This is a genomic window from Thiofilum flexile DSM 14609, assembly GCF_000380185.1.
Lineage (GTDB): Bacteria > Pseudomonadota > Gammaproteobacteria > Thiotrichales > Thiotrichaceae > Thiofilum > Thiofilum flexile.
The window spans coordinates 50,931-71,227 of sequence record NZ_KB904817.1; the positions used below are offsets into that span (position 1 = coordinate 50,931).

A 20,297-nucleotide genomic window follows, 5' to 3' on the forward strand; every position below is an offset into this window, starting at 1 on the left:
GGCTAACTGTATGTCAAGAATTGCAAAGCGTGGCCTTGATTTACCAAATGGTATACAGGTCACTATGGATAAGCGAGTCATGACGGTGAAGGGTGCTAAAGGTGCTCTTACCTTAGATGTGCATGATTCTGTAGAAGTAGTTATCGACGGTTCACATCTGTCTTTCCGTCCACAAAGTGAGCAAGCCGAAAATGGTTGGGCGCATGCAGGTACTGCTTGTGCGTTAGCCAATAATATGATCAAAGGCGTGTCTCAAGGTTTTGAGAGAAAGTTGTTACTGAGTGGGGTTGGTTATCGTGCTCAAGCGCAAGGTGACAAACTGACCTTAAGTTTAGGTTTCTCCCATCCGGTTGTGCATAACATGCCAGCAGGTATTACCGTTGAGACGCCTAGTCAAACTGAAATTATCATCCGTGGCGTTGATAAACAGAAAGTCGGACAAGTAGCGGCTGAAGTTCGTGCGTATCGTCCACCAGAGCCTTACAAGGGCAAAGGTGTGAAGTACTCCGATGAACAAGTGCTCCGTAAAGAAGCGAAGAAGAAGTAAGGTAATCTAGATGGATAAGAAACTGAGTCGTATTCGTCGTAGCAAACGTGCTCGTGCGAAAATGCGCGAATTACGTGTTACCCGCTTATGTATACATCGCACACCACGCCATATCTATGCGCAAATTATTGCTCCAGAAGGCAATGTGGTATTAGCGAGTGCTTCTACGATTGATAAAGAGTTGCGCACAACTCTGTCTTATACTGGTAATGTCGAAGCGGCTGCTGCTGTGGGCAAATTAGTGGCACAACGAGCGAAAGAAAAAGGTATCGAGTCTGTTGCGTTTGACCGCTCTGGTTTTAAATACCATGGTCGGGTTCAGGCGCTAGCTGATGCTGCTCGTGAAGCTGGTTTGCAATTTTAAAGGTTCAATGTCATGGCAAAAGTTGAAAATACAAGCCCTTCAGCCGATGGTTTGCAGGAAAAATTAGTTCACGTTAACCGCGTTTCTAAGGTGGTAAAAGGTGGACGGATTTTTAGTTTTACTGCATTAACAGTCGTAGGCGATGGTAATGGTCGTGTGGGTTTTGGCTATGGTAAAGCCCGCGAGGTTCCTGCTGCAATTCAAAAAGCAATGGAACAAGCGCGTAAAAGCCTAGTCAGCATTCACCTAAATGAAGGCACTTTGCAGTATCCAGTGAAAGCAAGTCATGGTGCAGCGACTGTATTTATGAAACCTGCTTCTGATGGTACAGGTGTCATTGCCGGTGGTGCAATGCGTGCGGTACTAGAGGTTGCTGGGGTGAAAAACGTTTTATCAAAATGTATCGGTTCTCGTAATGCGGGTAATGTTATTCGTGCAACGATTAAAGGTCTAACCGATATGCAGCATCCAGAAATGATTGCTGCAAAACGTGGTAAGACTGTTGAACAGATCAAGGGGTAACCAATGAGCACCACTAAACAAGTCAAATTGGTCTTAGTAAAAAGTTTGAATGGACGCTTAAAAAGCCACATTCAATGTGCGCGTGGTTTAGGTATTCGTCGTATTAATAACCCTGTGGTTGTCATAGACACTCCTGAAAATCGTGGCATGATTAACAAAATTTCTTACCTATTACAGGTTGAGGAAGTGTAAACATGAAACTGAATACATTAAAGCCAGCAGCGGGCAGCCGTAAGGCACGTACCCGTGTAGGACGTGGTATTGGTTCAGGCTTGGGTAAAACAGCAGGCCGTGGACACAAAGGTCAACGTTCGCGTGCTGGTGGTTTTCATAAAGTTGGGTTCGAGGGCGGTCAAATGCCCCTACAACGCCGCTTACCTAAAGTGGGTTTTAAATCACGCATCGGTTTCCGTACTGCTGAAGTACGCCTAAACGAATTAGTGCAGCTATCAGACAGTATAGTTACATTAGAAGCATTGATTGCTGCTAATGTTATTGATGCACGCTCACTGCAAGCTAAAATTATTTTGTCAGGCACTGTAGATAAAGCTTATACCATTCAAGGTGTAGGCGTTACTAAAGGTGCTCGTGAAGCAATTCTAGCGGCAGGTGGCAAAATCGAGGAATAATAGAATAAATGGCTGCAACTCCTTCGACAGCATTGGGCGGAATAGGCAATATTGCTGAAATTAGACACCGTTTGGTGTTTGTACTTTTAGCATTGATTGTCTATCGCATTGGAACTTATATACCTATCCCTGGGGTTAACCCTCAGGCCATGTCACAGTTTTTTAGTGATAACAGTGGCACGATTTTAGGTGTGTTTAATATGTTTTCAGGTGGCGCACTGGAACGTCTGAGTGTGTTTGCTCTAGGTATTATGCCTTATATTTCTGCATCGATTATTATGCAGCTAATGGCGACGGTAGTACCTTCTTTAGAGCAAATGAAGAAGGAGGGAGAGACAGGGCGGCGCAAAATCACCCAATATACTCGTTATGGTACAGTGGTATTGGCTCTATTCCAAAGTGTTGGGGTGGCAGTTGCTTTAGGTGGACAAGAAGTGTCACCCGGTCAAACTATCGCCCTACAACCTGGTTTAGGCTTTATTATTACTACCGTAGTAACGCTAGTTACTGGAACACTGTTCCTCATGTGGCTAGGTGAACAGATCACTGAACGTGGTATTGGTAATGGTATATCGCTCATTATCTTCGCGGGTATTGTGGCAGGATTGCCAGTAGCTTTGGGTAAAACCTTTAATCTTGTGAATGAAGGAACCCTTTCGCCTTTCCTTGTTATTGTATTATTAGCCCTTATTTTATTAGTCACTGCCTTTGTGATCTTTGTTGAACGTGGACAGCGCCGTATTACGGTGAACTATGCCAATCGCCAACAAGGTCATCGCATGATGGGCGCACAGTCGAGCCATTTACCGCTGAAGTTAAATATGGCTGGGGTTATTCCGCCTATTTTTGCCTCTAGTATTATTTTATTCCCTGCCACAATAGGGCAGTGGTTTGGTAATTCTGAGGGTATGGAATGGCTGCGTAGTTTCTTCAATATGCTACAACCTGGTCAGCCGGTTTATGTCATTTTATATGCCCTAGCGATTGTGTTTTTCTGCTTTTTCTATACAGCCTTAGTGTTTAATTCACGTGAGACTGCCGACAATCTCAAGAAAGCAGGTGCTTTTATTCCGGGAATCCGTCCGGGTGAGCAGACCACTAAATATATTGATGGTGTAATGACCCGCTTAACCGCAGTCGGTGCTATCTATATTACCTTAGTCTGTTTATTACCGGGGTTCTTGATTTTAGGTTGGAATGTGCCTTTCTATTTCGGTGGTACATCGCTGTTGATTATTGTGGTGGTTGTCATGGACTTTTTAGCTCAGCTACAGTCCCACATGATGTCACATCAATACGAAGGCTTGATGAAAAAGGCTAATTTTAAATCCATCACCCGTCCGGGTGTGGTGAAATAAATTTTAAGAGGTTAAAGCTCATGAAAGTTCGAGCTTCTGTTAAAAAACTATGCCGCAATTGCAGTATTGTTCGTCGCAATCGCGTTGTGCGCGTAATCTGTTCTGATCCACGTCATAAGCAACGTCAAGGTTAATTCATAGCCTTTCAAAACAGATTGTTTCTGTCTTAAGGGGCAGAGACCGTGAATGCCTGTGTTCATTTTATTGCACAGGCATTTGTTGATAAATAAACGAGAATGCGGCACAATCGCACGCTTTCCGTAAATCTGGAGAATTTTGGATGGCTCGTATAGCGGGTATCAATCTTCCTGTTCAAAAACATGTAATCATTGGCCTAACGGCTATTTATGGTATTGGCCCCACTCGTGCCGCTGCTATTTGTAAAACTGCCAATATTACCCCTAGCACTAAAATCCGCGATCTGACTGAAGATGAAGTCGAGCGTGTCCGTGCTGAAGTTGCCAAATATATCGTAGAAGGTGACTTACGTCGTGAGCTTTCCATGAGCATTAAACGCTTAATGGATATGGGCTGCTATCGTGGTATTCGTCATAGACGTGGTCTGCCAGTGCGCGGTCAACGTACTAAAACTAATGCGCGTACCCGTAAAGGTCCACGCCGTCCGATTCGCAAGTAATTCAGTGATAGGGTAATGAATTATGGCCAAACAGCCAACTCGTAAAGGTGCGAATACCGCACGTAAAAAAGTTAAAAAAACGGTTACTGACGGTGTAGCTCATATTTTTGCATCGTTTAATAATACCATTGTGACCATTACAGATCGTCAAGGTAATACTTTATCTTGGGCTACAGCCGGTGGTTCAGGTTTCCGTGGTTCGCGTAAAAGTACGCCCTTTGCTGCTCAGGTAGCAGCCGAACGTGCTGGTAATGCAGCAAAAGAATACGGCCTGAAAAACCTAGATGTTGAAGTTAAAGGCCCAGGTCCTGGTCGTGAATCAGCCGTGCGCTCTTTAAACAACGCAGGTTATAAGATTACGAATATTACGGATGTAACGCCCATTCCTCATAATGGCTGCCGTCCTCCTAAGAAACGTCGTGTGTGAGGGATAAGTCATGGCAAGATATATTGGACCTACTTGTAAGTTAAGTCGCCGTGAAGGCACTGACCTCTACCTCAAAAGCCGTGGTACTTCACTTGAGAAGAAGTGTAAATTAGCTAAGTTACCCGGTCAGCATGGCGAGAACAAAAATCGTTTATCCGACTATGGTGTACAATTACGTGAAAAGCAAAAAGTACGTCGTATTTATGGTGTATTAGAGCGTCAATTCCGTAATTACTTTAAAGAATCAGCACGTCGCAAAGGTTCTACCGGTGAAAACCTTCTAAAACTATTAGAAGGGCGTTTGGATAATGTTGTTTATCGTATGGGCTTTGCGGCGACTCGTGCTGAAGCACGTCAGTTAGTGAGCCATAAAGCGATTCGCGTAAACGAACAAATTATCAATATTCCTTCTTATCAAGTACAACCCGGCGACAAAATTTCTGTACGTGATCGTGCTAAAAAGCAAGTTCGTATTCAGGATGCTTTAGCTGTAGCTGCTTCCCAAGGTTTTGCAGTATGGGTTGATGTGGATAAGGAAAAATTTGAGGGTATCTTCAAATCAGTTCCAGATCGTTCGGATCTACCTGCTGAAATCAATGAGTCATTGATTGTTGAATTGTACTCCAAGTAGTCAATAACCTGATTCGCGAGACGAGCATGACCTCAAAAACGACTGATTTACTGAAACCGCGCAATGTTCAAGTGCAAGAGTTAGGGTTAAATACCTCTCGGATTACGCTTGAGCCATTGGAGCGGGGTTTCGGTCATACGTTGGGTAATGCCCTGCGTAGAATTCTGCTGTCATCTATCCCCGGCAGTGCAGTGACTGAAGTCCAAATCGCTGGTGTTGTACATGAGTATAGCACCATCGAGGGTATTCAAGAGGATGTGGTTGAAATCCTGTTGAATCTGAAAAAATTATATGTGCGTTTGAATGAGCGTGATGAAACCACTCTGACTTTGAAAAAGTCTGGAATCGGTCCGGTTCGCGCTTCAGACATTGAGCTAGATCATGATGTGGAAATTATTAATCCTAATCATGTGATTGCACATATTACTAAAGAAGGTGTGGAGCTAGAGATGAGTCTCACGATCACGAGTGGTCGCGGGTATCAGCCAGCTTCTATTCGCCGTGGTCCAGACTCACCAGAGTTACCGCTGGGAACTTTAGTATTGGATGCCAGTTATAGTCCTATTATCCGCGTTGCCTACAATGTTGATAGTGCTCGTGTAGAGCAACGCACTGATATGGATAAGTTGATTCTAGAGATTGAGACCAATGGCTCAATCAGTGCGGAAGATGCTTTGAGCATGGCAACCCAAATTCTGCAACAACAATTATCCGTTTTCTTTGACCTACGGATTGTTGAACCCACTCAGAAAGAAGCAGCTCAACCTGAAATCGAACCGATTCTATTGCGTCCAGTGGATGATTTAGAGTTAACAGTTCGTTCGGCTAACTGTTTGAAAGCTGAGAATTTATTCTACATTGGTGATTTAGTACAACGTACAGAGACTGAGTTATTAAAAACTCCGAATCTAGGTAAAAAATCACTCACTGAGATTAAGGAAGTGCTTGCTTCTCATGGGTTAACTCTTGGAACCAAGCTCGATAATTGGCCTCCCGCAGGTCTAGATCATAGAGATAACAAAATGGGCTAACCCCCATTCGTTTGGAAGGATGTTATAAATGCGTCACCGTAATACTGGGCGTCAACTAAGCCGCAATAGCAGCCACCGCAAGGCCTTATTGCAAAGTTTGACCAATGCCCTACTGCGCCACGAAGCGATTAAAACGACACTACCGAAAGCAAAAGAATTGCGTCGAGTAGCGGAGCCTTTAATCACTCGTGCTAAACTAGATTCTGTTCACAATCGTCGTATCGCGTTTGCACGTCTACGTGATGAGGAAATTGTGGCAAAATTATTTAATGATATTGGGCCTCGTTTTAAAACTCGTCCGGGTGGTTATTTAAGCATTATTAAATGCGGTTTCCGTCCTGGTGACAATGCACCAATGGCTTATGTATCATTAGTTGAGTCTAAAGCGGCAGCTGAATAAGTTAAAGCTTGTCTTCAACTTTCAAAAACCGGCTTCTAGCCGGTTTTTGTGTTTGTATAAGGACAAAATATGTCTTCTAAAGCGGATGTAGTCACTGCTGAACAAGCAAAGCGTAGTGCCAAAATATTTCACTACGGTAATATTCTGGCAGTTTTAATACCTTTCCCCCTATTTATTTTTTGGTTTGGTGGCTCGATGATCACCTATGCCATGCTGCGTCATAATCCTAATCCTCGTGTAGGTCACTATACTCAGATAGGGGCTTATTTTTATTATGGTTTGGCAGGTTTGCTTATTCCCGTTCTGACATTCGCACCGGGGGATTTCTTTGCAAAATATTGGCTACATTTATGGATTTTGGGTGCGATGGTGATGATTCCCTTATCGATATACCAAATTCTCAAGATTAATCGTGAACAATGGTATGATACGAACATTTCCCACTAACGAGGATAGGGCATGAGCAGCATGCGCCATGATTGGCATATTAGTGAAGTACTTGAGTTATTCGCTTTACCCTTTAATGACTTAATGTTTAAGGCTCATCAAGTACATCGCGCCTATTTTCCAGCCAATGAAGTACAAGTTAGTACTTTGCTGAGTATTAAAACAGGTGCTTGTCCTGAAGATTGCGGTTATTGCTCGCAAAGTGCGCGTTATGATACCAGTGTAGAGCGGGAGCGTTTACTACCCCTGAATGAAGTACTAGCCTCTGCCCAACGTGCCAAGGAAACAGGAGCCACTCGTTTTTGTATGGGTGCAGCATGGCGTAATCCAACCGATAAAAATCTCGAAGTAGTAGCCGAAATGGTGCAGGGTGTTAAAGCCCTAGGGATGGAGACTTGTGTCACCCTAGGTATGCTGCAACCGCATCAGGCGCAACGCCTACGCCAAGCGGGCTTAGACTATTACAATCATAATCTCGACACCTCACCTGAGTTTTATGGTCAAGTGATTACGACTCGCACCTATCAAGATCGTTTAGATACGCTAGATGCAGTACGTGATGCCGGTATTCATGTCTGTTCGGGCGGAATCTTAGGTTTAGGTGAAACCCGTAAAGACCGAGCACGGCTATTGCAACAATTAGCAAATCTCAAACAACACCCCGATTCTGTACCTATTAATGACTTGGTACGAGTGGAGGGTACACCTATGAGTAATAACCCTAAGCTTGATCCGCTAGAGTTTATTCGTGTGATTGCCATAGCACGTATTTTAATGCCGCAATCTTATGTACGCTTATCCGCAGGCCGTACCGAGATGAGTGATGAGATGCAGGCTTGGTGCTTCTTTGCGGGAGCCAATTCTATTTTCTATGGCGATAAATTGCTCACAACCGAAAACCCCGAAGAAAATCATGATCGGGAGTTATTTAAGCGTTTGGGGATTGAATGTGAAGCGCCTAAAGCGCATTCCCATGCTCATGCCTCGCTTAACTGCTAAATTAATAGGCCACTATCATGCGCTACCCTATCACCTATGACGTTATTGTAATCGGCGGCGGACATGCAGGAACCGAAGCAGCCCTTGCCGCTGCACGTATGGGGCAAAAGACCTTATTGCTAACGCACAATATTGAAACCATTGGGCAAATGAGCTGTAACCCTGCCATTGGTGGAATTGGTAAAGGGCATTTAGTCAAGGAGATTGATGCGCTAGGTGGAGCCATGGCGCATGCTGCCGATCGTGGTGGTATTCAGTTTCGCACCTTAAATTCCAGCAAAGGCCCTGCCGTACGTGCCACCCGCGCCCAAGCGGATCGCATTCGTTATAAAGCAGCGGTGCGAGCGATAGTTGAGGGGCAAGCTAATCTCGATCTATTTCAACAGCCCGTTGATGACATTATTGTTGAAAATGGCAGAGCGGTAGCGGCTGTTACTCAGATGGGAGTACGCTTTGATGCTAAAACCATCGTGTTGACGGCGGGAACCTTTTTAGCTGGCAAAATCCATATTGGTTTAGAAAACTATAGTGGCGGTCGCGCGGGTGATCCGCCCGCACAAAACTTATCCGCGCGGCTACGTGAGTTACCCCTACGAGTACAACGTTTAAAAACGGGGACACCGCCTCGAATTGATGCCCGTTCGGTCGACTTTAGTAAATTAGCTCAGCAACCTAGTGATAATCCTTTGCCGGTGTTTTCCTTTCTAGGCAAAGTGGAGGAGCATCCTCAACAAATTTGTTGCTATATCACCTATACCAACCCTCAGACTCACGAATTGATTAGAGGAGCCTTAGATCGCTCGCCGATGTATACCGGCGTGATTGAGGGAGTAGGGCCGCGTTACTGTCCTTCTATTGAGGATAAAGTGGTGCGCTTTGCGGATCGGGAGCGGCATCAAATCTTTATTGAGCCAGAAGGGTTAGATACTTATGAGCTATACCCCAATGGGATTTCCACCAGTCTACCCTTTGATGTGCAGTATCAAATTGTGCGTTCGATGGAGGGGTTTGAAAATGCCCACATTACTCGTCCGGGGTACGCGATTGAGTATGACTTTTTTGATCCGCGTGATTTAAAGCCGACTTTAGAAACTCGTGCGATTGAAGGCTTATTCTTTGCTGGGCAAATTAATGGCACTACCGGCTACGAAGAAGCGGGCGCACAAGGCCTATTAGCTGGTTTAAATGCAGCACGCTTAGCACAAGGTAAAGAGGGCTGGTCGCCTCGTCGTGATCAAGCCTATATGGGGGTATTGGTTGATGATCTCATTACTCAAGGCACACTAGAGCCCTATCGTATGTTTACCAGCCGTGCGGAGCATCGCTTATTACTGCGTGAAGATAATGCGGATCTCCGGTTAACAGAAATAGGGCGTGAATTGGGCTTAGTGGATGATGCGCGTTGGGAGGCTTTTAGTCGTAAACGTGAAGCGATTGAGCGCGAACAACAACGCCTGAAAGCAACCCTGATTCGTCCGGGGACTTTATCAGTCGAGGATAGTACTCGTGTATTAGGGGATGTATTAAGCCGTGAGTATCGCTTGGCTGAATTACTCGCTCGTCCTAATGTAAGCTATGAGGGTTTAATGAGTTTACCCTTAGCGGCAAATGATGCTGTTTTAGACCCCAAAGTCGTGGAGCAAGTCGAGATTCAAATTAAATACGCAGGCTATATCGAGCGCCAAAATGAAGAAATAGCCCGCCAAGAACGCCAAGAATCAACTCTGCTTCCGGCTGATTTTGATTACGGCAAAGTATCAGGGCTATCTAATGAAGTGCGCCAAAAGTTGCAGCACCAAAAACCAACCTCGATTGGGCAAGCGGCACGTATTCCGGGCATTACCCCTGCGGCTATTTCATTGCTATTAGTCGCCCTTAAAAAACATTCATTAGGAGCATTGCGCCAAGGTGCTTGAAACAATTGCATGGCAACAGGGCTGGCAAGCATTAGGCTTGCAAAGTACAGCGGCTCAACAACAGCAGTTAGGGGCTTATTTGGCCTTACTCCAGCGCTGGAATAAGGTTCATAATCTCACTGCGGTACGTGATCCGGCGGATATGTTAGTGCTACATTTATGGGATAGCCTGAGTGTTGTTCCTTTTGTAACAGGGGAACATTGTTTAGATGTGGGTAGTGGTGCGGGGTTGCCCGGTATTCCTTTAGCCATTTTAAATCCTGAGCAGCATTGGACTTTATTGGATACCAATGGCAAAAAGACCCGTTTTATGCAGCAGGCGGTAGGGGAATTAGGCTTAAAAAATGTTACTGTCATACAAACACGGGTAGAAAGTTGGCAACCTACTCAACGCTTTAATAGTATTATTAGCCGTGCCTTTGCCTCAGTGGTCGATTTTATTCAGTCATCAGGACAGCATTTAGCAGAGGATGGGGTGCTGTATGCCATGAAGGGGCGCTATCCACAGGATGAGTTAGCTCATTTGCCGATAGGATGGCAATTGCACGCTAGCCATGTATTACATGTGCCGAATTTAGCGGCTGAACGTCATTTATTAGAATTAATACCTACCCAATGAGTAAAGATTGAAGGGAAGCTCATGACTCAAGTAATTGCTATTGCTAATCAAAAAGGGGGAGTTGGTAAGACCACGACCAGTGTCAATCTAGCGGCTGCCTTGGCTGCTTTGCGTAAGCGGGTATTACTCATTGATATGGATCCCCAAGCGAATGCTACTACCGGAGTGGGTATTGATAAGCATGCTACCGCCTTAAATCTCAATGATGTTTTGCAAGAGCGTGCCGAAGCTCGTGCGGTGTTGACTCAGGTGGGGGATGAAAGTTCGACCTTATATGCGATTCCCGGTACACCCGATTTAACCGAGTCTGAGGTGGCATTGATGGGGGCAGAGCAACGAGAGTATCGTCTGAAACAAGTGCTAGCGCCTTTAGTTGACTTTGATTTTATTATTATTGATTGCCCACCGTCCTTGAATATGCTCACCGTCAATGGTTTAGTCGCCGCTAATGGGGTGATTATTCCTATGCAGTGCGAGTATTATGCTTTAGAAGGGCTGAGTGCATTAATGACCACGATAGAGCAGATTCGCCAGAGTGCTAATCCCCAGTTAGTCGTATTGGGATTGATTCGTACCATGTTTGACCCGCGTAGTAATCTAGCGCGTGATGTATCCGATCAGCTTTACAGTCATTTTGGCGATAAGCTCTATAACACCGTAATACCCCGTAATATACGCCTAGCAGAAGCGCCCAGCCATGGTATGCCCGTCTTGAGTTATGATCGAAATTCACGGGGTGCTTTGGCTTATTTAGCACTAGCCGCCGAGGTGCTGGGTAATCATCAACCTGCTACGGTGGAGGATGTGATTGAATGGTAAAAAAGACCGCCTTAGGGCGTGGCCTAGAGGCATTATTAAGTACCAAAACGGCACTGGAACCTCCTACTAATCAAGCAGTACTTAAAAAAATACCCCTTAGCCAAATTCAACCCGGACGCTATCAACCCCGTCGCCATATGGATCAGGCAGCACTCGAAGAGTTAGCAGCTTCGATTAAAAGCCAAGGTTTGATTCAACCGATTGTAGTACGACGTCTAGCACCGGATCAGTATGAGTTAATCGCAGGCGAGCGACGTTGGCGGGCGTGTCAATTAGTGAATATGGCGGATATTCCGGCTATCGTGCGTGATATTCCCGATCAAGCCGCTGCCGCTTTGGCACTGATTGAAAATATTCAACGTGAAAATCTGAATACTATTGAGGAAGCTAATGCTCTCAAGCGTTTAATTGAAGAGTTTGGTTTGACTCATCAACAAACAGCGGATGCGGTAGGACGCTCGCGGGCAGCTATTACCAATTTATTGCGCCTACTGGATTTGCCCGCTGAGCTTAAGGCTATGGTCGAGCGTAATGAGTTAAGTAGTGGTCATGCGCGGGCTTTGCTCAGCCTTAAAGATGAGGCACAACAACTTAAATTAGCCGAGCGTATTATCGCGCAGCAATTGAGTGTACGAACGACTGAAGAATTAGTAAAACTAGCGCTGTTAGGTAAGATTGCCAAAGTTGCTTTACCACCCCCACAAATAGATGCCGATATGCGTGTGTTACAAGACTCGCTGTCCGAGCGTTTAGGGGCACGAGTTAGTATTAGCCATTCTAAACGAGGTAAGGGTAAGGTAGTGATTGAGTACCATAGTTTAGATGAGTTAGAGGGAATTTTGAGTCATCTGCAAAGCTAAATAGGCCTATTTAGAATATTTTTGCGGCTTTGCCCTAGCAATAGTTGCTGGCAGGGTTACTTATCTGCATAATACGCGCTTTATTTTGGAATGGTAATGTCGGGAGAAGACCCTTGCCTAATATAGCATCAGTTAAGAAGCGTGTACGCCAATCTGAAAAGCGTCGCATGCTTAACAAGCACTTACGTTCACGTATGCGTACTTTAGTAAAAACAGCTCAAACCTCTATTGTGACTGGCGATAAAGAAGCCGCACAAAAGGCTTTCCAAGTAGCTATCTCTGTGATTGATTCAACCGCAGACAAAGGCATTATTCATAAAAATAAAGCGGCACGCGATAAAAGCCGTCTCAATGCTAAATTAAAGGCATTGGTATTGGCGAATGCTGGCTAATACGTTACGAACTAGTCTCTCTATTCGATCACCGCGTTAATTCCTGCGTGTTATCACATGCTCAAAATAGGTTTGACAGGTGGGATTGGCTGCGGCAAAAGCGCCGCAGTTAGTCGGTTTAGGTTGCATGGTGTCCCTATCGTGGATGCCGACCTTATTGCTCGTCAGGTTGTAGCCATTGGGGAACCTGCGTTAGCATCCATAGCCAATACCTTTGGTGCTGATATCTTGACTCCTGAGGGAGCTTTAGACCGAGCTAAGTTGCGGCAAAGAGTCTTTGCAGATACCCAACAGTTAGAACGACTAGAAGCTATTTTGCACCCGATTATTCGTGAGCGTATTCAACAAGCCGTCTTAAGCTATAAAAATGCTCCATATGTGTTAATTGATATTCCACTCCTGATCGAAAAGGGTTATAAAAGCCTGTGTGATGAGGTAGTGGTGATTGATTGTTTACCAGAACAACAAATAGCTCGCGTGTTGCAGCGGGATCAGACTACAGAAATCCTCGTGAATCAAATCATGCAAACACAAGTTACGCGTGAGGTACGTCTACAGCATGCTACCTATGTATTGGATAATACCCATACCATAGAGCATTTGTATCAAGCTGTTGATGATTTACATGCCAAGTTGCTTAACATTGCCCAAACTCGCTAACTATACGGTGTTAATAGGATAGGGATGATGTTGGATTGAAGTTGGCGCCTACATAAAAGGCAACAGAGCACTGTTATGATTATTTATGAACAACCTTTGACTGAAAAGATTCGTCTCTTCTTAAGACTAGAATCCCTAGTAAAGCGTTATCGCTATCATGTGCGTGATCCGAATACAGCAGCACCAGAAGATTCATTAGTAGCACTATTAGTATTGTTGGATCTGTATAGCCTATCTGCTCGTGTCGATCTTAAAAGTGAGGTACTAAAAGAGCTGGATCGAATTGGCGTTGTAGCTAAGCAAACCTATAGCACCGAGGAAGGTGCCAATACGCTAGCAGTGATCTCAAATCAATTACAACAACATGCAGCCGCGTTATATGCCTTGCCCAGCTCACTAGGTAGTCATCTGCGGGATCATGCCTTTTTTAGCAATCTACGCCAGCGTGCAGCCCTTCCGGGGGGGTTGAATGGGTTTGATAGTCCAGTACTGCATTTTTGGTATCAACGTCCCATTGAAACCCGTATGGCGAATCTAGAAGCCTGGTCTAAGCCTTATCAAGTCGCAGCGGATGCCTTGACCTTTGCCTTAGACCTGATTCGTAATTGTTGTGATACCACCGAAGTGATAGCCAAAGATGGCTTTTTTCAGATGGTATTGGACAGTCGTAAGCCCTATCAGTTATTGCAGATTATGCTACCGAGTGAAGAGCGCTATTACCCTGAAATCAGTGCGGGTAAACAACGCTTTTCCTTACGCTTTCTAGATAGCGAGGAAATCGGCGAACGCAGTAAGCAACAATCTAGTCATGATATCGTTTTCTATCTAAAACTATGTAATTTTTAGGGTCTAGGTAATGGATGAGCAAACCCAGTTAGAGTTAGAAGCAGCGGCGTGGCGTAAGCTAGTCAGCCATTTGCAAAAACGCACGGATGTACAAAATATCGACTTAATGAATTTAGCCGGATTTTGCCGTAATTGTATGGCGAAGTGGTATGCAGGAGCCGCACAAGAGCGTGATCTGGCCTTAGATTATGAGCAAGCACGTGCCATTATTTACGGTATGCCTTATGCCGAATGGAAGTCGTTATATCAACAAGAAGCAACGTCTGAGCAGACCGCACAATTTAACGCCATTACACCCGAGCAAATGACGCACTAGTTTTTCTAATCTAGCCTATGCTTTAAGCGTTACAAGGGAAGCTGAGGCTATTACACCCTTAAAAAGCGTAATTGCTTGCGGTTACGGTAGAGTTACGCTTTACTAGATAGATTTACTGGAGAGTCGTGGCTAAGACGTAATGGCTAAAGCAAAAACTAATCCTACTCCCTCGTTTGAAGAGGCACTTTTGGCGTTGGAGCAACTGGTACACACTATGGAGGAGGGCAGTCTGTCTTTAGATGAGGCACTGTTAGCCTATGAAAAAGGGGTACAGTTAACTCGTCTTTGCCAAGCATCACTGTCTCAAGCCGAACAGCGGGTGAGGGTAGTGCAACAAGATGGAACCGAAAACCTCTTAGCAGAGTTACCAGAGGGGCTAGCAGGATGATACTCAGCCCACAATTAATGACCTATCAGCAACGTATTGAGCCAGTGCTTGATCGTGTCCTCCCCACTAGTCATACTATACCCAGTCGTCTCCATGAAGCGATGCGTTATGCCGTACTCAATGGTGGCAAGCGTATGAGACCGATGCTGGTGTATGCAACCGGACAAGCCTTAGGGCAAGACCTTGAATACCTTGATCATGCTGCTGCGGCGATTGAATTGATTCATGTCTATTCGTTAATTCATGATGATTTACCCGCGATGGATAATGATGATTTACGCCGTGGTAAACCGACTTGTCATCGTGCCTATGATGAGGCTACCGCTATCTTAGCGGCGGATGCATTACAAGCGCTTGCTTTTGAACTACTCACCTATGCCCAGCCTACTATTAGTGCTGCCCAGCAGTTATTTATGTTACGGCTATTAGCACAAGCGGCAGGTTCACAGGGCATGGTAGGTGGACAAGCCATTGATTTAGCTGCGGTAGGTAAGGTACTCACTGAGGGTGAGTTAGAGACCATGCATCGCTATAAAACAGGGGCTTTAATTCGAGCCAGTGTAGGGCTAGGTGCTCAAGCAGCGGGCTGTTCAGAAACACAAAGAGATGCTTTATATCACTACGCTGCTTGTATTGGTTTAGCCTTTCAAGTACAGGATGATATTTTGGATATTGAAAGTGATACGGTGACCTTAGGTAAAACCCAAGGTGCAGATCTAATGGCTAATAAACCGACTTATCCTTCGATTATGGGTATGGCAGCGGCTAAGCAAAAACTCATCCTATTGCACAATCAAGCACTAGAGGCCTTAGCTGATTTTGATGAACGTGCAGACTCTCTACGCGAAATCGCCAAATTTACGGTAAAACGTGCACACTAAAACTGCACATTGATCGTTGTATACTGACGCTAGGGCATTATCTACGCCCACTAATAACAACAGACACTGTACCCGAGTCCTTATGGATGGGTTTGTAGGAGAAGCAGTCCGATGCTAGAAGCAATTCATTATCCAGCCGATTTACGGCAACTGGCTATCACTGACTTACCCACAGTGTGTACTGAGCTGCGCCAATTTTTATTAGATACTGTGTCTTCCGCCGGTGGGCATTTCTCCTCTAACTTAGGCACCGTGGAGCTGGCGGTTGCGTTGCATTATGTGTTTAATACCCCCGAAGATCGCTTGGTGTGGGATGTTGGGCATCAGGCTTATCCACATAAAATCCTCACCGGACGCCGCGAAGAAATGCTGAGTATTCGGCAAAAAGACGGACTATCCGGTTTTCCAAAGCGCACCGAAAGCCCTTATGACACCTTTGGAGTGGGACACTCTAGTACCTCGATTAGCGCTGCTTTAGGTATGGCATTAGCCGCCCAAGCTAAAGGATTAGATTCTCAGGCTATAGCCGTAATTGGTGATGGTGCCATGACCGCTGGGATGGCCTATGAAGCACTCAACCATGCAGGTGATTTAGACGCTAATTTATTAGTCGTGCTCAATGATAATGAGATGTCTATCTCCCCTAATGTAGGAGCATTGCATAAGTATTTAACGCGCCTACTATCAGGGCCTATGTATGCGAGTGTGCGCGAAAATGGCAAAAAAGTACTCTCTAGTAGTCGCTCCCTATCACGCTTAGCCAAGCTCACCGAAGAACACATGAAAGGCATGGTCATGCCTAGCACTTGGTTTGAGGAAATGGGCTTTCATTATTATGGCCCCATGGATGGGCATGATGTGACTGAAATGGTCAGCGTATTGCAAAACCTCAAACAAATTAAAGGCCCCCGCCTCCTGCATGTGATTACCCAAAAGGGTAAGGGCTATGAACCGGCTGAAAATGATCCTTGTATGTATCATGGGGTCTCGCCTTTTGATCTCGATAAAGGAATCAGCACGCTAGCCAAAAAAAGCACGCCTACCTATACCCAAGTATTTAGCGAATGGTTATGTGATATGGCGGCTCAAGATGAGCGTCTTATGGCGATTACACCCGCCATGTGTGAAGGGTCAGGTTTGGTACGTTTTGCTAAAGAGTATCCAGAGCGTTACTTTGATGTAGGGATTGCTGAGCAACATGCGGTGACGGTTGCGGCGGGTATGGCCTGTGAGGGCTTAAAGCCGGTAGTAGCGATTTACTCTACCTTTTTGCAACGGGCTTACGATCAGCTTCTTCATGATGTTGCGATTCAAAATCTGCCCGTTGTCTTTGCGATTGATCGAGCAGGTTTAGTGGGGGCGGATGGTGCTACCCACTCAGGTAATTATGATTTGTCGTATCTACGCTGTGTGCCGAATATGGTGATTATGGCACCGACCGATGAAAATGAGTGTCGGCAAATGCTTTATACCGCCTTTAAACAAAATGTACCCACCGCAGTACGCTATCCACGCGGTAAGGGTGTGGGGATTACACCTAATCCTACTATGACCGAGTATGAGCTAGGTAAAGGTGAAGTATTGCGTAAGGGTAAGCGCATAGCACTCTTATTATTCGGTTCTTTATTAGCGGATGCACGTTTGGCAGCGGATGAATTAGATGCCACTTTAGTCAATATGCGCTTTGTAAAACCACTGGATGAGGCTCTGATTCAAACCTTAGCACAAACCCATGAGTTGTTGGTGACACTAGAGGATAATGCAGTTATGGGTGGTGCCGGTAGTGGAGTAAATGAGTATCTGGCTCAAGCGGGTATTACTATTCCGGTCTTAAATATCGGTATTCCTGATGATTATATTGAGCATGCTTTACGGGAAGAGCAGTTGGCTTTATGTGGTTTGGATGCCGTGAGTTTAGTTCAGCGTATTCGTGAGCATGCTTTGAAAGTATTACCCTTACAAGAGCTGGTGGCAATCGTGCCTAAGGTGGTAGCTTAAGCAGTTGAGCCAGAGGCTGTTAAAAAAACAGCCTCTTGACCCGTGATTTAGCGTAGGGCTTGTAGGCCGCTAGTAACACCTTTTAAAGAAATAGGTAATAGTATTGGTTTGTTACTCGCTTTAGGAGTAAAGGCTACGACAGCCTTTTTGCCCTTTTTAAACTGAGCGGTCATATTGTCGTCTAAAGCAAAGCCCGCGCGACAACCCCGTGGTTGACAGTCACCTACAAAGCTCACAGGAGCATTGAGATCCACCTGCAAATGTATGCCTTGGCGCATATCTACCCCCGCCGGTAATTCTAGAATAAGCGTGGGATTCTTTTTATTGGGTGCATAGCCTATGACCGTTACCATGAGGGGGTGGTTGCTACCTTCTTTGCTAACGGTTTGTTCTAAATAACAGACTGGTTTACCCGCTTGAGTGGTTTGGCAATTGCCACCCCAATCACCAAAACGTGCCCCCTGAACAGTCCCGGCAGCTAGCGCTGCATCGCTTAATAGAGAAAATGCCGTAACTAGCATAAGAGAGGTAAGTCTAGATGACATCCTGATCTCCTTAGTTAGAGTGAATTGAGTGTCAGAGTTTAACATGAGCTGCCGAGAAAAATAGCACTACAATCGCAATCCAGCGCGATAGGTGCAGCTTTAGAGTGAGCATGGCAGAATACTGCCGCTAAATTCAAGCAAGCTTTTAAGTGGATAAATAGGGTTATTGTATGATAAACGAACCCACCTATAACCCTCCTGCGGGGTTTGAGGTGTTATACGCCGATGAGGCTTTGGTGGTGGTTAATAAACCGGCTGGATTGCTGTCCGTACCGGGTAGTGTCGCTGAACGGGCGGACTGTATGATTACCCGCGCTCAGACTTTATACCCTGATGCGCTAATCGTGCATCGTTTGGATATGAGTACTTCCGGTATTTTAGTATTAGCACGCGGAAAGGCGATTCATCGTACGTTGAGTATTGCTTTTGCCGAGCGTTTAGTTGAAAAGCGTTATATTGCAGTAGTGGATGGTAAGCTCGCTAAAACTAAGGGGGAAATCGATCTGCCCTTAATTGCTGACTGGCCTAATAGGCCTAAGCAAAAGGTCGATTTTGAGTTAGGTAAGCCCTCACTGACCCGTTATAAAGTTTTGGCTTATGATGATGAGTTAAATGCGACACGGGTAGAGCTAGAGCCAGTGACGGGGCGCTCGCATCAATTACGAGTACATTTATTGAGTATTGGGCATATTATTTTAGGTGATGATTTATATGCACCCGACTCTATTCGCCTCAAAGCCCCACGGCTATTATTACATGCGAGCTTTATTCGTTTGTCACATCCCATTACCCATGAACGTTTAAGTTTTAATTGTCTCGCCCCCTTTTAGTTTGCCGTTAATAAGGATTATTGGAATGCAGCATCCTGCGCATTGGTCGGCTTTTGGCCTAGTTTTAAGTTGCTTTTTGGCGCTAGGTTTATTATTTGGGGCTTGGCAAGTTATGATTACTGACTTGCAACAAGCTTTGAACTTATCCCCTAGTGCTTTTGGTTTGGCTTTGACCTGTGGGGTATTAGGCTCTTTACCCGCTATGTTTTTGACAGGAGGTCTTGCGGATAAATTTGGCGCACGACGCGTGATGGCGATTAGTTGCTTACTAATGGCTATTGTCGTGGCTCAACTATATTGGGTGGATCACTATATTATTTTGATTGTAGTCATTTTTTTGCTGTTAGGTAGTGCTGGAGCCTTAGATGTTGCTATTAATGCCGCAGCGGTCAATTACGAACAGCGCACCTCACAGCAGGCAATGGGGTTTTTTCATGCTGGATATAGTGGAGGAGCTGCTGCATCAGCGTTAGTAACGGGGTATTTATTATCTATTTCAGTCCCTTTTCGCTCGATTTATCTGTGGGTTGCGATAGTAGTGGGGCTGGTTGGGTTAGTCGTCTTATGGGCTAAACCCTTAGATAAACTGGTCAGTCATCCTGTGGAGCAAACTGATAAAGACGGTGGTAGTACGGTGCAGGGCTTAGGTAGTTTATTCCGTATTCCCTTATTAGTTATTTTGGCGACCATTGTTGGATTAACGTACTTTTCTGAGGGGACATTAGAGATTTGGTCAGCGGTTTATTTGCGCTTAGCCTTAGATTTACCCGTGTTATTAGGTGCGGCAGGACCTGCTATTTTTCATATTGCGATGATGTTAGGGCGTTTGACAGCAGGGTGGGTGGCTACTCATTTTAAACGCCGTAATATTTTACTCTTTGGAGGAGTAATGGCGGCTCTTGGTATGTTTATATCACTGATCACAACCTACCCACCCTTGATCTTATTAGGCTTTTTACTGACTGGCTTAGCATTGGCAGGCATAGTACCTATTGTATTTTCTTTGGCTGGGGAGGTCGCTCCTGAGCGTTCAGGGCAGGTCATCTCGGTCGTTACCATTATGGGTTATACGGGCTTTTTAGTAGGGCCTGCTTTAATAGGTGGCTTGGCAGATTGGTTGGGGCTACGGGTGGCGTTATTATTATTGATTGGTGCAGGTATTGGCATACTCCTATTGAGTATTCGCCTAAGACAATACTTACCAACGCGTTAGATAACAGCGGACAAAGAGATCC

28 protein-coding genes are annotated in these 20,297 nt (G+C 45.2%); 27 read left to right on the forward strand and 1 reads right to left on the reverse strand.

The window, feature by feature from the left end:
* Positions 1–10: 10 nt before the first annotated feature.
* From rplF to dxs, 25 genes are all read left to right on the forward strand, one after another.
* Complete coding sequence (rplF, locus tag A3IK_RS0117620) at positions 11–547, forward strand: 50S ribosomal protein L6 (protein WP_020561292.1); 537 nt, start codon at positions 11–13, stop codon at positions 545–547.
* Positions 548–557: 10 nt separating this feature from the next.
* The gene (gene rplR / locus A3IK_RS0117625) at positions 558–911 is read left to right on the forward strand and encodes a 50S ribosomal protein L18 (protein WP_020561293.1); all 354 of its coding nucleotides are present in this window, start codon (positions 558–560) and stop codon (positions 909–911) included.
* A 12-nt stretch (positions 912–923) separates the two neighbouring features.
* The gene (gene rpsE, locus A3IK_RS0117630) at positions 924–1,433 is read left to right on the forward strand and encodes a 30S ribosomal protein S5 (RefSeq protein WP_020561294.1); all 510 of its coding nucleotides are present in this window, start codon (positions 924–926) and stop codon (positions 1,431–1,433) included.
* A gap of 3 nt (positions 1,434–1,436) precedes the next feature.
* Positions 1,437–1,625: a 50S ribosomal protein L30 gene (gene rpmD, locus A3IK_RS0117635; RefSeq protein WP_020561295.1), complete on the forward strand. Its 189-nt coding sequence runs from the start codon at positions 1,437–1,439 to the stop codon at positions 1,623–1,625.
* A gap of 2 nt (positions 1,626–1,627) precedes the next feature.
* Entirely contained in the window at positions 1,628–2,062 is a 435-nt protein-coding gene (gene rplO, locus A3IK_RS0117640) for a 50S ribosomal protein L15 (protein ID WP_020561296.1), read from the forward strand.
* An 8-nt stretch (positions 2,063–2,070) separates the two neighbouring features.
* On the forward strand, positions 2,071–3,420 hold the full coding sequence (gene secY / locus A3IK_RS0117645) for a preprotein translocase subunit SecY (protein ID WP_020561297.1): 1,350 nt from the start codon (positions 2,071–2,073) through the stop codon (positions 3,418–3,420).
* 20 nt (positions 3,421–3,440) lie between these two features.
* Positions 3,441–3,554 (forward strand): 50S ribosomal protein L36, encoded by a 114-nt coding sequence (rpmJ, locus tag A3IK_RS21000; protein ID WP_083915775.1) that lies wholly within the window; start codon positions 3,441–3,443, stop codon positions 3,552–3,554.
* A gap of 146 nt (positions 3,555–3,700) precedes the next feature.
* Entirely contained in the window at positions 3,701–4,057 is a 357-nt protein-coding gene (gene rpsM / locus A3IK_RS0117650; protein ID WP_020561298.1) for a 30S ribosomal protein S13, read from the forward strand.
* A gap of 22 nt (positions 4,058–4,079) precedes the next feature.
* Positions 4,080–4,484 (forward strand): 30S ribosomal protein S11, encoded by a 405-nt coding sequence (rpsK, locus tag A3IK_RS0117655; protein WP_020561299.1) that lies wholly within the window; start codon positions 4,080–4,082, stop codon positions 4,482–4,484.
* 10 nt (positions 4,485–4,494) lie between these two features.
* Positions 4,495–5,115 carry a 30S ribosomal protein S4 gene (gene rpsD / locus A3IK_RS0117660; RefSeq protein WP_020561300.1) on the forward strand — a complete coding sequence of 207 codons (621 nt, stop codon included), beginning with the start codon at positions 4,495–4,497 and terminating at the stop codon, positions 5,113–5,115.
* A gap of 26 nt (positions 5,116–5,141) precedes the next feature.
* Entirely contained in the window at positions 5,142–6,146 is a 1,005-nt protein-coding gene (locus tag A3IK_RS0117665; RefSeq protein ID WP_020561301.1) for a DNA-directed RNA polymerase subunit alpha, read from the forward strand.
* A gap of 28 nt (positions 6,147–6,174) precedes the next feature.
* Positions 6,175–6,546: a 50S ribosomal protein L17 gene (gene rplQ, locus A3IK_RS0117670; RefSeq protein WP_020561302.1), complete on the forward strand. Its 372-nt coding sequence runs from the start codon at positions 6,175–6,177 to the stop codon at positions 6,544–6,546.
* A 69-nt stretch (positions 6,547–6,615) separates the two neighbouring features.
* Positions 6,616–6,993 carry a hypothetical protein gene (locus A3IK_RS0117675; protein ID WP_020561303.1) on the forward strand — a complete coding sequence of 126 codons (378 nt, stop codon included), beginning with the start codon at positions 6,616–6,618 and terminating at the stop codon, positions 6,991–6,993.
* Positions 6,994–7,005: 12 nt separating this feature from the next.
* Entirely contained in the window at positions 7,006–7,992 is a 987-nt protein-coding gene (gene bioB / locus A3IK_RS0117680; protein WP_020561304.1) for a biotin synthase BioB, read from the forward strand.
* 17 nt (positions 7,993–8,009) lie between these two features.
* Complete coding sequence (gene mnmG / locus A3IK_RS0117685; RefSeq protein WP_020561305.1) at positions 8,010–9,908, forward strand: tRNA uridine-5-carboxymethylaminomethyl(34) synthesis enzyme MnmG; 1,899 nt, start codon at positions 8,010–8,012, stop codon at positions 9,906–9,908.
* Complete coding sequence (rsmG, locus tag A3IK_RS0117690) at positions 9,901–10,527, forward strand: 16S rRNA (guanine(527)-N(7))-methyltransferase RsmG (protein ID WP_020561306.1); 627 nt, start codon at positions 9,901–9,903, stop codon at positions 10,525–10,527. The genes mnmG and rsmG overlap by 8 nt, the downstream gene beginning before the upstream one ends.
* Positions 10,528–10,548: 21 nt before the next feature.
* Positions 10,549–11,346, forward strand: a complete 798-nt coding sequence (locus A3IK_RS0117695) for a ParA family protein (protein WP_020561307.1) — start codon at positions 10,549–10,551, stop codon at positions 11,344–11,346.
* Entirely contained in the window at positions 11,340–12,206 is an 867-nt protein-coding gene (locus A3IK_RS0117700) for a ParB/RepB/Spo0J family partition protein (RefSeq protein WP_020561308.1), read from the forward strand. The genes A3IK_RS0117695 and A3IK_RS0117700 overlap by 7 nt, the downstream gene beginning before the upstream one ends.
* Positions 12,207–12,319: 113 nt before the next feature.
* Positions 12,320–12,598 (forward strand): 30S ribosomal protein S20, encoded by a 279-nt coding sequence (gene rpsT, locus A3IK_RS0117705; protein WP_020561309.1) that lies wholly within the window; start codon positions 12,320–12,322, stop codon positions 12,596–12,598.
* Between the two features lie 57 nt (positions 12,599–12,655).
* Positions 12,656–13,258 carry a dephospho-CoA kinase gene (coaE, locus tag A3IK_RS0117710; RefSeq protein ID WP_026221050.1) on the forward strand — a complete coding sequence of 201 codons (603 nt, stop codon included), beginning with the start codon at positions 12,656–12,658 and terminating at the stop codon, positions 13,256–13,258.
* Between the two features lie 75 nt (positions 13,259–13,333).
* The gene (zapD, locus tag A3IK_RS0117715) at positions 13,334–14,104 is read left to right on the forward strand and encodes a cell division protein ZapD (protein ID WP_020561311.1); all 771 of its coding nucleotides are present in this window, start codon (positions 13,334–13,336) and stop codon (positions 14,102–14,104) included.
* Between the two features lie 10 nt (positions 14,105–14,114).
* Complete coding sequence (locus A3IK_RS0117720; RefSeq protein WP_020561312.1) at positions 14,115–14,420, forward strand: DUF1244 domain-containing protein; 306 nt, start codon at positions 14,115–14,117, stop codon at positions 14,418–14,420.
* 139 nt (positions 14,421–14,559) lie between these two features.
* Positions 14,560–14,808, forward strand: a complete 249-nt coding sequence (locus A3IK_RS0117725) for an exodeoxyribonuclease VII small subunit (protein ID WP_020561313.1) — start codon at positions 14,560–14,562, stop codon at positions 14,806–14,808.
* A complete protein-coding gene (locus tag A3IK_RS0117730; protein ID WP_020561314.1) occupies positions 14,805–15,689 on the forward strand; it encodes a polyprenyl synthetase family protein in 885 nt (294 codons plus the stop codon). Before A3IK_RS0117725 ends, A3IK_RS0117730 begins: the two co-directional genes overlap by 4 nt.
* 111 nt (positions 15,690–15,800) lie before the next feature.
* A complete protein-coding gene (dxs, locus tag A3IK_RS0117735; protein ID WP_020561315.1) occupies positions 15,801–17,687 on the forward strand; it encodes a 1-deoxy-D-xylulose-5-phosphate synthase in 1,887 nt (628 codons plus the stop codon).
* A 47-nt stretch (positions 17,688–17,734) separates the two neighbouring features.
* Here the strand turns inward: dxs and A3IK_RS20610 are convergent, their stop codons facing one another.
* Positions 17,735–18,232 carry an invasion associated locus B family protein gene (locus tag A3IK_RS20610; RefSeq protein ID WP_162596689.1) on the reverse strand — a complete coding sequence of 166 codons (498 nt, stop codon included), beginning with the start codon at positions 18,230–18,232 and terminating at the stop codon, positions 17,735–17,737.
* 170 nt (positions 18,233–18,402) lie between these two features.
* On the opposite strand from A3IK_RS20610, the gene A3IK_RS0117745 reads away from it, so the two are divergent.
* A complete protein-coding gene (locus A3IK_RS0117745) occupies positions 18,403–19,062 on the forward strand; it encodes a pseudouridine synthase (RefSeq protein ID WP_020561317.1) in 660 nt (219 codons plus the stop codon).
* 25 nt (positions 19,063–19,087) lie between these two features.
* Positions 19,088–20,275, forward strand: coding sequence for an MFS transporter (locus A3IK_RS0117750; RefSeq protein ID WP_020561318.1), 1,188 nt, complete (start codon positions 19,088–19,090; stop codon positions 20,273–20,275).
* The last annotated feature ends 22 nt before the right edge of the window (positions 20,276–20,297 follow it).